This window comes from Pseudomonas sp. SMN5 (assembly GCF_052041925.1).
In the GTDB taxonomy this organism is placed as follows: domain Bacteria; phylum Pseudomonadota; class Gammaproteobacteria; order Pseudomonadales; family Pseudomonadaceae; genus Aquipseudomonas.
In genome coordinates this window covers 254,452-268,030 of record NZ_JBKGGX010000004.1, presented here as the reverse complement: position 1 = coordinate 268,030, position 13,579 = coordinate 254,452, and the positions used below count along the sequence as shown (strand labels likewise).

Here is a 13,579-nt window from a genome sequence, read left to right as displayed (position 1 = left end):
TGGGAGCGAGCCTGCTCGCGATTGCAGGCAACTCGACCTCTCACCTTACTGAAAAGCCCCCCGCTTCTGCGCATTGCGAATCGAGACCTGGTCATTCAGCGTCCAGAAGTCATACAGCACCCCCAGGAAAAACACCCCGCCAGTCAGCAGGTAGAGGATGCCGCTGAGCCATTTGCCCTGATACATGCGGTGCACGCCGAAGACGCCGAGAAACGTCAGCAGGATCCACGCCACGCTGTACTCGATGGGGCCTGGGGTGAAACGTAAATCGGCTTCGCGGTCCATGGCCGGGATCAGAAACAGGTCGATCAGCCAGCCGATGCCCAGCAGTCCGAAGGTGAAGAACCAGATCGTGCCCGTCACCGGCTTGCCGTAGTAGAAGCGATGGGCGCCGGTGAAGCCGAAAATCCACAGCAGATACCCAATCACCTTGCTATGAGTGTCATGGGTTGCGCCCGGTTGATAGCTGTTCATGAATGACCTCTTTTGCCTCGATAGATAAATTTGTTCGGACCTTTTGTGACTTTTACGTGTCGCGCCGACAAGCGGTCCTCGGCGACACGAATCGGCGCAAGCCCCGTTCCATAGGGGTTTTGTCGGACAACCGGGCTGATTTGTCGCGTTGCTGAGGTGTTCATGCCGGGTTTCGAATCGACAAACGGCCACGGAACGGCAAAAAAAGCTGTTATAAAGTTGCGCGCTAACCTATACGAGCCCTGCCTAATGCGTCCATTTTTCAAGACATGGCTAACCATTTGCCTATTATTGCCACTGGCCGCCCACGCCACCAATCGTGAGCAACGTCTTCCCAGCGTCAACGGCTATACCCCTAAATCCCATGTTTCTGCTCCTTCGAGCAAGAACAGGCAAAGCGTCCAACGTGTGAGCACCGCGAACAGCAAACTGGTCCCGCCGATGGCGACCAAAGCGAGCAGCAACGTGTTGAGTCGCGCCGTGAACGTGCTCGGCACGCCTTATCGTTGGGGCGGCAGCAGCCCAAGTAAAGGCTTCGATTGCAGCGGGCTGGTGAAATACGCTTTCAACGACGCCACCTTCGACCTGCCGCGCACCTCCAATGCCATGGCGGCCGGCCATGGCGAGAAGGTCGAGCGCAAGGATCTCAAGCCCGGCGACCTGATTTTCTTCAAGCTCAAGAGCCGCCGGGTCAACCACGTGGCCATCTACCTGGGCAACGACCGCTTCATCCACGCCCCACGCCGTGGCAAGTCGGTGACCATCGACACCTTGAACAAACCGTACTGGGACAGCCACTACGTGGTTGCCAAGCGGGTGCTGCCCAAAGAACCAGGCGGGATGCGGGTCGTCCAGCGCTGATCCGAGATCCATCGTGGCGAGGGAGCTTGCTCCCGCTGGCCCCTAATTAGACTTGAGACTTACGTGGCCCCGTCAATTTTGGGGCCGCTTCGCGGCCCAGCGGGAGCAAGCTCCCTCGCCACAGGGATCCGCGCCGGCCTCTTTAGAAATTATCCGGCGTACGCGCCCGCTCCCGCGCGTGTTCACGGCTGATCAGGCCCTTGGTCACCAACTCTTTCAGGCACATGTCCAGCGTTTGCATCCCCAGCGAACCGCCGGTCTGGATCGACGAGTACATCTGGGCGATCTTGTCTTCGCGGATCAGGTTACGAATCGCCGAGGTGCCCAGCATGATCTCATGGGCGGCAACGCGCCCGCCGCCGATTTTCTTGATCAACGTCTGGGAAATCACCGCCTGCAAAGACTCTGACAGCATCGAGCGAACCATGGATTTCTCATCGCCGGGAAACACGTCCACTACCCGATCGATGGTCTTGGCCGCCGACGTGGTGTGCAGGGTGCCGAACACCAGGTGCCCGGTTTCCGCGGCGGTCAGCGCCAGGCGGATGGTTTCCAGGTCACGCATCTCCCCCACCAGGATCACATCCGGGTCTTCGCGCAGGGCCGAGCGCAGCGCGGTGGAAAAGCTCTGGGTATCACGGTGCACCTCGCGCTGGTTGATCAGGCACTTGCGCGGTTCGTGGACGAATTCGATGGGGTCTTCGATGGTGAGGATGTGGTGGTGTTTGTGACTGTTGAGGTAGTCGATCATCGCCGCCAGAGTGGTGGACTTGCCTGAGCCGGTCGGCCCGGTCACCAGCACCAGCCCGCGAGGCGCCTCGGTGATTTTGCGAAACACCTCGCCCATGCCCAGGTCATCCATGGTCAGGACTTTCGACGGAATGGTGCGGAACACCGCACCCGCGCCGCGATTCTGATTGAACGCGTTGACCCGGAATCGGGCCAGGCCCGGCACTTCGAAGGAAAAGTCGGTTTCCAGAAACTTTTCGTAATCGACTCGTTGCCGGTCGTTCATGATGTCGTAGATCAACTCATGCACCTGCTTGTGATCCAGCGCCGGCAGGTTGATCCGGCGAACATCGCCGTCCACGCGGATCATTGGCGGCAGCCCGGCGGACAAATGCAGGTCCGAGGCCCCCTGTTTGGCGCTGAACGCCAGCAGTTCAGTGATATCCATAGCGCTCCCCAATTCCAGTAGAATGCCGCGAACCTCAGACCCGCTGGCGCTTCTTTATGTCCACGATAGCAGACAACATCGCCCTGGTAGTTTCACGGATCCGTGCCGCGGAGCAGGCCGCCCGACGTCCCGCTCATGGCGTGCAGTTGCTGGCGGTGAGCAAGACCAAGCCCGCCGAGGCCCTGCGTGAAGCCTATGCCGCTGGCCTGCGGGACTTCGGCGAGAACTACCTGCAAGAAGCCCTGGGCAAGCAGGCCGAACTCGGCGACCTGCCCTTGAACTGGCACTTCATCGGCCCCATTCAATCGAACAAGACCCGCGCTATTGCTGAACATTTCGATTGGGTGCATTCCGTGGACCGCTTGAAAATTGCCCAACGCCTGTCCGAGCAACGCCCGGAGGGCTTGCCGCCGCTGAACATCTGCATCCAGGTCAATGTCAGCGGCGAAGCCAGCAAGTCCGGCTGCACCCCGGCGGACCTGCCCGCCCTCGCCGACGCCATCAGCGCCTTGCCGCGCCTGAAGCTGCGGGGGCTGATGGCGATTCCCGAGCCAACCGAAGACCGGGCCGCCCAGGACGCCGCTTTCGCGAAGGTCCAGCACCTGCAAGCCAGCCTGGCACTGCCGCTGGACACATTGTCCATGGGCATGAGCCACGACCTCGAATCCGCCATCGCCCAGGGCGCTACCTGGGTGCGCATCGGTACGGCCCTGTTCGGTGCCCGTGACTACAGCAAGCAGCCTTAAGCCATGCCGACTCATCTCTCTAATCAAGGACCTGTCATGAGCAACACGCGTATTGCCTTCATCGGTGCCGGCAACATGGCCGCCAGCCTGATCGGTGGCCTGCGGGCCAAGGGCCTGGACGCCACGCAGATCCGCGCCAGCGATCCGGGTGACGAGACCCGCGCCCGAGTGAGTGCCGAGCACGGCATCGAAACCTTCGCCGATAACGTCCGGGCCATCGACGGCGCGGATGTCATCGTGCTGGCGGTCAAGCCACAAGCGATGAAGTCGGTGTGCCAGGCGCTGCGCCCGAGCCTCAAGCCCGAGCAACTGGTGGTGTCGATTGCCGCCGGGATCACCTGCGCCAGCATGAGCAACTGGCTCGGCGAGCAGCCGATCGTGCGCTGCATGCCCAACACCCCGGCGCTGCTGCGCCAGGGCGTCAGCGGCCTGTTCGCGACGGCGCAAGTCAGCGCCCAACAGCGCCAACAGGCCGAACAACTGCTATCGGCGGTAGGCTTGGCGTTGTGGCTGGAAACCGAACAACAATTGGACGCCGTCACCGCCGTCTCCGGCTCGGGCCCTGCTTACTTCTTCCTCTTGGTCGAAGCCATGACCGCTGCGGGTGAAAAGCTCGGCCTGCCAAGGGAGATTGCCGCTCAGCTGACTGCGCAGACCGCCCTCGGCGCGGCACACATGGTGGTCTCCAGCGATGTCGATGCCGCCGAATTGCGCCGCCGCGTAACCTCGCCGGCCGGCACCACCGAGGCCGCCATCAAATCGTTCCAGGCCGGGGGCTTCGAAGCCCTGGTAGAAAAAGCACTCGGCGCCGCCGCGCACCGCTCGGCCGAAATGGCCGAACAACTGGGCCAATAAGGAGCCATTCATGATTGGATTGAACACCGCAGCGGTCTATGTCCTGCAAACCCTCGGCAGCCTGTATCTGCTGATCGTGCTGATGCGCTTCGTGCTGCAACTGGTGCGCGCCAACTTCTACAACCCGCTGTGCCAATTCGTCGTCAAGGCCACCCAGCCCCTGCTCAAGCCGCTGCGCCGGATCATCCCGAGCCTGTTCGGCCTGGACATGTCGTCACTGATCCTGGCGATCCTGGTGCAAATGGCGCTGATGGCCCTGACCCTGTTGCTGACTTACGGCACCACGGGCAACCCGCTGCAACTGCTGATTTGGTCGATCATCGGCGTGACCGCGCTGTTCCTGAAGATTTTCTTCTTCGCCCTGATCATCAGCGTGATCCTGTCGTGGGTCGCCCCGGGCAGCCACAATCCGGGCGCCGAGCTGGTGAACCAGATCTGCGAGCCGGCCCTGGCGCCGTTCCGCCGCATCGTGCCGAACCTCGGCGGCCTGGATATTTCGCCGATCCTGGCATTCCTGGTACTCAAGCTGCTCGACATGCTGGTGATCAACAACCTGGCGGCGGTGACGATGATGCCGGAGATCCTGCGCGTCCTGATCTGACCAGGCGCACATCCCGTGGCGAGGGAGCTTGCTCCCGCTGGGCTGCGCAGCAGCCCTGAACCGGGCGCCACCGTCTCCTTGACAGACCCGGGCAGCCGCTTTCAGGGCTACCTCGCGTCACAGCGGGAGCAAGCTCCCTCGCCACGGGTAAAGCGGCGGACAATCGGCGCCGCCCTTTGCTTGCCGCTGACCCCGGCGGTCTTTAGACTTACGCCTCATTTCAACGAGAGCAGGGTCGATGCCAGCTGCCTTTCCCCCCGATTCCGTTGGTCTGGTGACGCCGCAAGTGGCGCATTTCAGCGAGCCCCTGGCCCTGGCCTGCGGTCGTTCGTTGCCAGCCTATGACCTGATCTACGAAACCTACGGCACCCTGAACGCCACGGCGAGCAATGCCGTACTGATTTGCCACGCCCTGTCGGGACACCATCACGCCGCCGGTTACCACAGCGCCGACGAGCGCAAGCCCGGCTGGTGGGACAGTTGCATCGGCCCCGGCAAGCCGATCGACACCAACCGGTTCTTCGTGGTCAGCCTGAACAACCTCGGCGGCTGCAACGGCTCCACCGGGCCCAGCAGCCTCAACCCGGACACCGGCAAGCCCTTCGGCGCCGACTTCCCGGTGCTCACCGTGGAAGACTGGGTCAACAGCCAGGCGCGCCTGGCCGATCGTCTCGGCATCCACCAATGGGCCGCTGTGATCGGCGGCAGCCTGGGCGGCATGCAGGCCCTGCAATGGACCATCACCTACCCGGACCGCGTGCGCCATTGCCTGGCAATCGCCTCGGCTCCCAAGCTGTCGGCGCAGAACATCGCCTTCAACGAAGTGGCGCGCCAGGCGATCCTTACCGACCCGGAGTTCCATGGCGGCTCGTTCCAGGAACACGGCGTGATTCCCAAGCGCGGGCTCATGCTGGCGCGCATGGTCGGGCACATCACCTACCTGTCCGACGATTCCATGGGCGAGAAATTCGGCCGCGGCCTCAAGAGCGAAAAGCTCAACTACGACTTCCACAGCGTCGAGTTCCAGGTGGAAAGCTATCTGCGTTATCAGGGCGAGGAGTTTTCCGGGCGCTTCGACGCCAATACCTATCTGCTGATGACCAAGGCCCTGGACTACTTCGATCCGGCGGCGAACTTCGACGATGACCTGGCGAAAACCTTCGCCGGCGCCACGGCCAAGTTCTGCGTGATGTCATTCACCACCGACTGGCGTTTCTCCCCGGCGCGCTCCCGGGAGCTGGTGGACGCGCTGATGGCCGCGCGCAAGGATGTCTGCTACCTGGAAATCGACGCGCCCCAGGGCCACGATGCCTTTCTGATGCCGATCCCGCGCTACCTGCAGGCGTTCGGCAACTACATGAACCGTATTACGCTGTGAGGACGCCATGAGAGCCGATCTGGAAATCATCCAGGAATGGATCCCCGCCGGCAGCCGCGTGCTCGACCTGGGCTGCGGCAATGGCGAACTGCTGACCTGGCTGCGCGACCACAAGCAAGTCAGCGGCTACGGCCTGGAAAACGACCCGGACAACATTGCCGAGTGCATCGCCAAGGGCATCAACGTCATCGAGCAGGACCTGGACAAGGGCCTGGGCAACTTTGCCAGCAACAGCTTCGACATCGTGGTCATGACCCAGGCCCTGCAAGCGGTGCACTACCCGGACAGGATCCTCGACGAAATGCTGCGGGTCGGACGCCAATGCATTATCACCTTTCCCAACTTCGGCCATTGGCGCTGCCGCTGGTACCTGGCGAGCAAGGGCCGCATGCCGGTGTCGGAGTTCCTGCCCTACACCTGGTACAACACGCCGAACATCCACTTCTGCACCTTCGAGGATTTCGAGGAACTGTGCCGCGAACGCAGGGCCACGGTCATCGATCGCCTGGCGGTGGACCAGCAGCATCGCCACGGATGGGCCAGCAAGCTTTGGCCTAATCTGTTAGGTGAGATCGGCATCTATCGGGTCAGCAGCCCAGGCCTTGCCCAATACCAGGTCGCAGTGTGACACCGGGCCCGATCAGGAGGACATCATGAAACGTCTAGGTTTGTTTCTCATCAGTGCGTGCCTGAGCATCGGCGCCATGGCTGCCGATATCATCAAGAGCGACCGCAAGGAAGTGTTCGGCGACGTCACCGTGCACTACAACACGTTCAACTCGACCTTCCTGACGCCGGAGATCGCCAAGGCCGTCGAGCTGGTACGCAGCAAGCACCAGGGCGTGATCAACGTATCGCTGGTCAAGGACGGCAAACCCCTGATGGCCCAGGTCAGCGGCACCATCAAGGACCTGACCAGCAAGGCGGTCCCGCTGACGTTCCGCCAGGTCATCGAGCAAGGGGCGATCTACTACATCGCCCAGTATCCGGTGGACCAGCAGGAAACCCGCACCTTTGAAATCAAGGTGCAGACCGGCGACAAGATCAACACTCTCAATTTCAACCAGGAACTGTTCCCCGGCGAATGATGAACCTCACCCAACTCGTACTCGCCAGCCACAACGCCGGCAAACTCAAGGAACTCCAGGCCATGCTCGGCGGGTCGGTGCAGTTGCGCTCGATCGGCGAATTCAGCCACGTGGAACCTGAAGAAACCGGCCTGTCGTTCGTCGAGAACGCGATCCTCAAGGCGCGCAACGCCGCACGCATCTCCGGCCTGCCGGCGCTGGCCGACGATTCCGGGCTGGCGGTGGATTTTCTCGGCGGTGCGCCGGGTATCTATTCGGCGCGCTATGCCGATGGCAAGGGTGATGCTGCCAACAATGCCAAGCTGCTTGAAGCCCTCAAGGATGTGCCTGAAGCCGAGCGCGGCGCGCAGTTCGTCTGCGTGCTGGCGCTGGTTCGCCATGCCGACGATCCGCTGCCGATTCTCTGCGAAGGCTTGTGGCACGGGCGGATTCTCACCGAGGCCAGCGGCGAGCACGGCTTTGGCTACGACCCGCTGTTCTGGGTGCCGGAGCGCAACTGCTCCAGCGCCGAACTCGGCCCGGTGGAGAAAAACCAGTTGAGCCACCGCGCCCGCGCCATGGCCCTGCTGCGCCAACGCCTGGATCTTGCATGAGCGATGAGCGCCCCGCACCGCTGATCCATGGCGGTGCACAAACGCCTCGGGCGCCGCTGCCGGTGCTACCGCCCCTGGCGTTGTACATTCACATTCCGTGGTGCGTGCGCAAATGCCCGTATTGCGATTTCAACTCCCACGCCGCCAGCCCGCAATTGCCGGAAGAAGAGTACGTCGATGCCTTGTTGGCCGACCTCGACCAGGACTTGCACGCGGTCTACGGTCGCGAGCTGAGCTCGATCTTTTTCGGCGGCGGTACGCCGAGCCTGTTCAGTGCCCAGGCCCTGGGACGGTTGCTCAAGGGGGTCGAGGCGCGAATCCCGTTCGCCCATGACATCGAGATCACCCTGGAGGCCAATCCCGGCACCTTCGAGCAGGAGAAATTCGTCGCTTACCGGGCGCTGGGGATCAATCGGCTGTCCATCGGCGTGCAGAGCTTCCAGCAAGCCAAGCTCGAAGCCCTGGGGCGGATCCACAACGGTGACGAAGCCGTGCGCGCCGCCGACATGGCCCGTCAGGCCGGGTTCGACAACTTCAACCTCGACCTGATGCACGGCCTGCCCGATCAATCCCTGGACGATGCCCTGAGCGACTTGCGCCAGGCCATCGCCCTGAAGCCAACGCATTTGTCCTGGTACCAACTGACGCTGGAACCGAACACGGTGTTCTGGAACCAGCCGCCGACGCTGCCAGAAGACGACACGCTGTGGGATATCCAGGAAGCCGGGCAAGCGCTGCTGGCCGAGCACGGCTACGCCCAGTACGAAGTCTCGGCCTACGCCCAGCCCGGGCGGGCGGCACGGCACAACCTCAACTACTGGAGCTTCGGCGACTTCATCGGTATCGGCGCCGGCGCCCATGGCAAGCTCAGCCATCCGGACGGGCGCATCGTACGCACCTGGAAGACCCGCCTGCCCAAGGACTATCTCAATCCGGCCAAACGCTTCCTGGCCGGCGAGAAAACCCTGGGTAACGAAGAGCTGCCGTTCGAGTTCCTGATGAACGCCCTGCGCCTGACCCAGGGCGTGGACGCGCAACTGTATCCGCAGCGTACCGGCCTGTCCTTGCAAAGCCTGGCCGAAGGCCGGCGCGAGGCCGAACAAAGCGGCTTGTTGCAGGTCGAACCGTCACGTCTGGCGGCCACCGAGCGCGGACAACTGTTTCTCAATGACTTGCTGCAGAAATTTCTGAGCTGATCAACACAAGGAAATCGAATGGATCTGGTACTCGACCTGCTGGCCACCGTGTCCCGCTGGAGCCGCAGCAACCTGTCGGAAATCTCCCTGGCACTGGTCGGTTGCCTGCTGGTGCTGTTTGGTGCCGATATAAAGGGCTGGGTCGAACAACGCCTGGGCAGCATCGCCGGCGCTCTGCGCGTGCCGCTGATCGCCCTGCTGTGCATGATCGGCAGCGGCGCGGCTCTGATCTATGCCACGCCGTGGGTGGTCCGGGGGTTGAGCCAGTTCAACAACTACAGCCTGGCGCCGGTGCTGCTGGTGGTGCTGGTGTTGATTGGCGTGGTGGCGGATCGGCGCTGACCTTCGCACCGCCCCAAAACGACTGTGGGAGCGGGCTTGCTCGCGAATGCGGTGTATCAGTCGACATTAATGTGTCTGATACACCGCATTCGCGAGCAAGCCCGCTCCCACATTGAACTGCGTGTGGCTTAGGACTGCTTCTCGAACTTCAAATCCCAGACCCCATGCCCCAGTCGCTCACCACGACGCTCGAACTTGGTGATCGGCCGCTCGGCCGGACGCGGGACGTATTGACCGTCTTCGGCCAGGTTGCGGTAACCCGGCGCGACGTTCATCACTTCCAGCATGTATTCGGCGTAGGGTTCCCAGTCAGTGGCCATGTGCAGCACGCCACCGACTTTCAACTTGCTGCGCACCAGCTCAGCGAACGAAGCCTGGACGATGCGGCGCTTGTGATGACGGCTCTTGTGCCAAGGGTCCGGGAAGAACAGCATCAGCCGGTCGAGGCTGTTGTCGGCCACGCAGCGGTTGAGCACCTCGATGGCATCGCAATCGTAGACCCGCAGGTTGGTCAGCCCCTGGGTGAGCACGCCGTTGAGCAGCGCACCGACACCAGGCCGGTGCACTTCCACGCCAATGAAATCCTGCTCCGGTGAGGCAGCGGCCATTTCCAGCAGCGAGTGGCCCATGCCGAAGCCGATTTCCAGCGAGCGCGGGGCCGAGCGGCCGAACACTTGGTCGAAATCCACCGGCGCGTCGGCCAGCGGCAGGACGAACAGCGGTGCGCCCTGTTCCAGGCCGCGCTGCTGGCCCTCGGTCATACGCCCGGCGCGCATCACGAAACTCTTGATGCGGCGGTGTTGGCGCTCTTCGCCTTCTTCCTGCAGGACAGGCGTGTCGTTCGATTCAGTCATCAATGGCTCTTACTTGATCAGACCATCCAGCGGCGAGGAGGCGCTGGCGTAGAGTTTTTTCGGCATGCGGCCGGCGAGGTACGCCAGGCGCCCGGCGACAATGGCGTGCTTCATGGCTTCGGCCATCAGGATCGGTTGCTGGGCATGGGCGATGGCGGAGTTCATCAGCACCGCTTCGCAGCCCAGCTCCATGGCGATGGTGGCGTCGGAGGCGGTGCCGACACCGGCATCCACCAGCACCGGGATCTTGGCTTCTTCGAGGATGATCTGCAGGTTGTACGGGTTGCAGATCCCCAGGCCGGTGCCGATCAGGCCGGCCAGCGGCATCACTGCGATGCAGCCGATTTCCGCCAGTTGCCGGGCGATGATCGGATCGTCGCTGGTGTACACCATCACGTCGAAGCCTTCCTTGACCAGGGTTTCGGCGGCCTTGAGGGTTTCGATCACGTTGGGGAACAAGGTTTTCTGGTCCGCCAGCACTTCCAGCTTCACCAGGTTGTGGCCATCGAGCAGCTCACGAGCCAGGCGGCAGGTGCGCACGGCCTCGACGGCGTCGAAGCAACCGGCGGTGTTGGGCAGGATGGTGTAGCGATCCGGCGGGAGGATATCCAGCAGGTTCGGTTCGCCCGGGTTCTGGCCGATGTTGGTCCGGCGCACGGCAACGGTCACGATTTCGGCGCCCGAGGCCTCGATGGCCAGGCGGGTCTCTTCCATGTCGCGATATTTTCCGGTACCTACCAGCAAGCGCGACTGGTAGGTACGACCGGCCAGGACGAAAGGCTTGTCGCTACGAACGATGCTCATGGGAAATCCTCTGTAGGGGTGAGGTTCTTGCGAAATACTGCGAAGCCGCGGTGATCAACCGCCGCCGATGGCGTGGACCACCTCGACGCTGTCACCGTCGTTCAGCGTGGTGTCGGCGTGCTGGCTGCGCGGGACGATATCCAGATTGAGTTCCACCGCGACGCGACGTCCGGCCAGTTCCAGACGGGTCAGCAGGGCCGCGACGGTTTCACCGTCGGGCAGGTCAAGGGGTTCGCCGTTCAACTGAATGCGCATGCCGGATGCCGTCATCATTTTTAGGGGCTGGCATTCTAGCCCGATCAGTCTGGGCGACCCAAGTCCCTTGGTCAGGGAGAGCTACAAGGGACAAGCTTCAAGCGGCAAGTTGCAGGCGCCAGGCCGCTAGCCCCAGGCACAGCCAGCCGATCAGGAACGCAACGCCGCCGAACGGGGTGATGATGCCGAGTTTGCTGATGCCGGTGAGGGTCAGCAGATAGAGGCTGCCGGAGAACAGCACAATCCCGATCACGAATGAAATCCCGGCCCAGGTGACGATGCGTCCGGGGATGTGCGTGGCCAGCAGCGCGACGCCCAGCAGCGCCAGGGTGTGCACCAGTTGATAGGTCACGCCGGTGTGGAAGATCGCCAGGTAATCGGCGCTCAGGCGGTTTTTCAGGCCGTGGGCGGCAAAAGCTCCGAGTGCCACGCCGGTGAAGCCGAAAAAAGCCGCCAGCATCAGAAAACTACGCAGCATGAGAACTCCAGTCAGACTCGGTGGGCAGGGTCTGTATAATGGCCCGCTCGACCGGTTCGGCCAAGCCATCTCTATGCTGCGTTCATTATTTCGACGACTCCTCAAAGCCCTGCTCTGGTTCGCCGTTGGCAGCGTTGTGCTCGTGCTGTTGTTTCGCGTGGTCCCGCCGCCGTTCACGGCGCTGATGATCGAGCGCAAGGTTCAGTCCTGGTTCAGCGGTGAGCCAATCGACCTGCAACGCAGCTGGCAGCCTTGGGAGGAGATTTCCGACAATCTCAAGGTCGCGGTGATCGCTGGCGAAGACCAGAAATTCCCCGAGCACTGGGGCTTCGACATCGGTGCGATCCAGGCGGCATTCGCCCATAACGAGCGCGGCGGTTCGATTCGCGGCGCCAGCACCCTGAGCCAGCAAGTGTCGAAGAATCTGTTCCTATGGTCGGGTCGCAGTTGGCTGCGCAAAGGCCTGGAAGCCTGGTTTACCGCGTTGATCGAGGTGTTCTGGCCCAAGCAACGGATTCTTGAGGTGTACCTCAACAGCGTCGAGTGGGACAACGGCGTATTCGGCGCCGAAGCAGCGGCGCGGCATCATTTCCGCGTCGGCGCCAACGCTTTGTCCCGCCAGCAGGCCAGCCTGCTGGCCGCCGTGTTGCCCAACCCCCGTAAATGGAGCGCCGGCCGGCCAAGCCCTTATGTGCTACGGCGGGCTAGCTGGATTCGTCAGCAGATGAGCCAGTTGGGGGGTGACAGTTACTTGCTGGAGCTCAATAACGCGCGGCGCGCGCCCTGGGCCCAGTAGCCGCAACACCACAGCCCCCCTGTGGGAGATCTCTTGTGGGAGCGAGCCTGCTCGCGATGGCGCACTGTCAGCTATCAATAAGTTGACTGATACACCGCCATCGCGAGCAGGCTCGCTCCCACAGGGACCTGTCTTGGGCCTGAAATAAAAACGCCCCGACCATCACTGATCGGGGCGTTTTTTTGTAGCCGTTGCACAGGTCAGGCCGCGATCGACACCTTGAGCTTGTTCATCGCGCTTTTCTCAAGCTGACGAATCCGCTCGGCCGATACGTTGTACTTCTGCGCCAGGTCGTGCAGCGTGGCTTTTTCCTCGGCCAGCCAACGCTGGTAGAGGATGTCGCGGCTGCGTTCGTCCAGCACTTCCAACGCTTCGTGCAGGTTGGTGTTGGAGTTGTCGCTCCAATCGGCATCTTCCAGTTGACGCGCCGGGTCGTACCGGTGGTCTTCCAGGTAATTGGCCGGCGATTGGAAGGCGCTGTCGTCGTCCGCTTCGGCGGCCGGGTCGAAGGCCATGTCATGGCCGGTCAGGCGGCTTTCCATCTCGCGCACTTCCCGAGGCTCCACACCCAGGCTCTCGGCCACGCGATGGACTTCCTCGTTGTTCAGCCAGGCCAGGCGTTTCTTCTGGCTGCGCAGGTTGAAGAACAGCTTGCGCTGGGCCTTGGTGGTCGCGACTTTCACGATGCGCCAGTTGCGCAGGATGAACTCGTGGATTTCCGCCTTGATCCAGTGCACGGCAAACGACACCAGGCGTACGCCCATTTCCGGGTTGAAACGCTTGACTGCCTTCATCAGGCCGACGTTGCCTTCCTGGATCAGGTCGGCCTGGGCCAGCCCGTAGCCGGAATAGCTGCGGGCGATGTGTACGACAAAACGCAGGTGGGCGAGCACCATCTGCCGAGCCGCCTCAAGATCCTGCTGGTAATAGAGACTCTCGGCCAGTTCACGCTCCTGCTCGGGCGTCAGCAATGGAATGCTGTTCACCGTGTGCACATAGGCCTCCAGGTTCGCACCCGGGACCAGAGCATACGCAGGTTGCAAAGAAGTGGTCATACGAAAAAACCTCCGACTCACATAAC

The 13,579-nt window shown here is 62.3% G+C and carries 18 protein-coding genes; 11 read left to right on the top strand and 7 right to left on the bottom strand.

The window, feature by feature from the left end:
- Positions 1-45: 45 nt before the first annotated feature.
- Positions 46-474, bottom strand: coding sequence for an NINE protein (locus ACLEJR_RS06235; protein ID WP_440798197.1), 429 nt, complete (start codon positions 472-474; stop codon positions 46-48).
- Positions 475-723: 249 nt separating this feature from the next.
- On the opposite strand from ACLEJR_RS06235, the gene ACLEJR_RS06230 reads away from it, so the two are divergent.
- Positions 724-1,335, top strand: a complete 612-nt coding sequence (locus ACLEJR_RS06230; protein WP_440798199.1) for a C40 family peptidase — start codon at positions 724-726, stop codon at positions 1,333-1,335.
- Between the two features lie 142 nt (positions 1,336-1,477).
- Here the strand turns inward: ACLEJR_RS06230 and ACLEJR_RS06225 are convergent, their stop codons facing one another.
- The gene (locus ACLEJR_RS06225; RefSeq protein WP_440798202.1) at positions 1,478-2,512 is read right to left on the bottom strand and encodes a type IV pilus twitching motility protein PilT; all 1,035 of its coding nucleotides are present in this window, start codon (positions 2,510-2,512) and stop codon (positions 1,478-1,480) included.
- 56 nt (positions 2,513-2,568) lie between these two features.
- Here ACLEJR_RS06225 and ACLEJR_RS06220 point away from each other — a divergent pair, with 56 nt between their 5' ends.
- From ACLEJR_RS06220 to ACLEJR_RS06180, 9 genes are all read left to right on the top strand, one after another.
- Positions 2,569-3,258 carry a YggS family pyridoxal phosphate-dependent enzyme gene (locus tag ACLEJR_RS06220; protein WP_440812769.1) on the top strand — a complete coding sequence of 230 codons (690 nt, stop codon included), beginning with the start codon at positions 2,569-2,571 and terminating at the stop codon, positions 3,256-3,258.
- A gap of 36 nt (positions 3,259-3,294) precedes the next feature.
- Positions 3,295-4,113, top strand: coding sequence for a pyrroline-5-carboxylate reductase (gene proC, locus ACLEJR_RS06215; RefSeq protein WP_440812767.1), 819 nt, complete (start codon positions 3,295-3,297; stop codon positions 4,111-4,113).
- Positions 4,114-4,123: 10 nt separating this feature from the next.
- Positions 4,124-4,714, top strand: a complete 591-nt coding sequence (locus tag ACLEJR_RS06210; protein WP_440798208.1) for a YggT family protein — start codon at positions 4,124-4,126, stop codon at positions 4,712-4,714.
- A 238-nt stretch (positions 4,715-4,952) separates the two neighbouring features.
- Positions 4,953-6,092, top strand: a complete 1,140-nt coding sequence (metX, locus tag ACLEJR_RS06205; protein WP_440812764.1) for a homoserine O-succinyltransferase MetX — start codon at positions 4,953-4,955, stop codon at positions 6,090-6,092.
- Positions 6,093-6,099: 7 nt separating this feature from the next.
- The gene (metW, locus tag ACLEJR_RS06200; protein WP_440798212.1) at positions 6,100-6,720 is read left to right on the top strand and encodes a methionine biosynthesis protein MetW; all 621 of its coding nucleotides are present in this window, start codon (positions 6,100-6,102) and stop codon (positions 6,718-6,720) included.
- A 25-nt stretch (positions 6,721-6,745) separates the two neighbouring features.
- Positions 6,746-7,180 (top strand): DUF4426 domain-containing protein, encoded by a 435-nt coding sequence (locus ACLEJR_RS06195; protein WP_440798214.1) that lies wholly within the window; start codon positions 6,746-6,748, stop codon positions 7,178-7,180.
- Entirely contained in the window at positions 7,177-7,773 is a 597-nt protein-coding gene (gene rdgB, locus ACLEJR_RS06190; protein ID WP_440798216.1) for an RdgB/HAM1 family non-canonical purine NTP pyrophosphatase, read from the top strand. The genes ACLEJR_RS06195 and rdgB overlap by 4 nt, the downstream gene beginning before the upstream one ends.
- Positions 7,770-8,969 (top strand): radical SAM family heme chaperone HemW, encoded by a 1,200-nt coding sequence (gene hemW / locus ACLEJR_RS06185; RefSeq protein ID WP_440812762.1) that lies wholly within the window; start codon positions 7,770-7,772, stop codon positions 8,967-8,969. Before rdgB ends, hemW begins: the two co-directional genes overlap by 4 nt.
- A gap of 18 nt (positions 8,970-8,987) precedes the next feature.
- Positions 8,988-9,311 carry a DUF3392 domain-containing protein gene (locus tag ACLEJR_RS06180; protein WP_003177482.1) on the top strand — a complete coding sequence of 108 codons (324 nt, stop codon included), beginning with the start codon at positions 8,988-8,990 and terminating at the stop codon, positions 9,309-9,311.
- 128 nt (positions 9,312-9,439) lie between these two features.
- On the opposite strand, the gene trmB is transcribed toward ACLEJR_RS06180, so the two are convergent.
- The 4 genes from trmB to ACLEJR_RS06160 form a co-directional block, all read right to left on the bottom strand.
- Positions 9,440-10,165 carry a tRNA (guanosine(46)-N7)-methyltransferase TrmB gene (gene trmB, locus ACLEJR_RS06175; RefSeq protein WP_440812760.1) on the bottom strand — a complete coding sequence of 242 codons (726 nt, stop codon included), beginning with the start codon at positions 10,163-10,165 and terminating at the stop codon, positions 9,440-9,442.
- 9 nt (positions 10,166-10,174) lie between these two features.
- Positions 10,175-10,969: a thiazole synthase gene (locus tag ACLEJR_RS06170; protein WP_249877051.1), complete on the bottom strand. Its 795-nt coding sequence runs from the start codon at positions 10,967-10,969 to the stop codon at positions 10,175-10,177.
- Positions 10,970-11,023: 54 nt separating this feature from the next.
- The gene (gene thiS / locus ACLEJR_RS06165; protein ID WP_440798222.1) at positions 11,024-11,224 is read right to left on the bottom strand and encodes a sulfur carrier protein ThiS; all 201 of its coding nucleotides are present in this window, start codon (positions 11,222-11,224) and stop codon (positions 11,024-11,026) included.
- Positions 11,225-11,321: 97 nt separating this feature from the next.
- Positions 11,322-11,702, bottom strand: a complete 381-nt coding sequence (locus ACLEJR_RS06160) for a DUF423 domain-containing protein (RefSeq protein ID WP_440798224.1) — start codon at positions 11,700-11,702, stop codon at positions 11,322-11,324.
- Positions 11,703-11,775: 73 nt separating this feature from the next.
- Here ACLEJR_RS06160 and mtgA point away from each other — a divergent pair, with 73 nt between their 5' ends.
- Positions 11,776-12,498, top strand: coding sequence for a monofunctional biosynthetic peptidoglycan transglycosylase (gene mtgA / locus ACLEJR_RS06155; protein WP_440798226.1), 723 nt, complete (start codon positions 11,776-11,778; stop codon positions 12,496-12,498).
- A 200-nt stretch (positions 12,499-12,698) separates the two neighbouring features.
- Here mtgA and rpoH read toward each other — a convergent pair whose 3' ends face one another.
- On the bottom strand, positions 12,699-13,553 hold the full coding sequence (gene rpoH, locus ACLEJR_RS06150) for an RNA polymerase sigma factor RpoH (RefSeq protein WP_440798228.1): 855 nt from the start codon (positions 13,551-13,553) through the stop codon (positions 12,699-12,701).
- Positions 13,554-13,579: the final 26 nt, after the last annotated feature.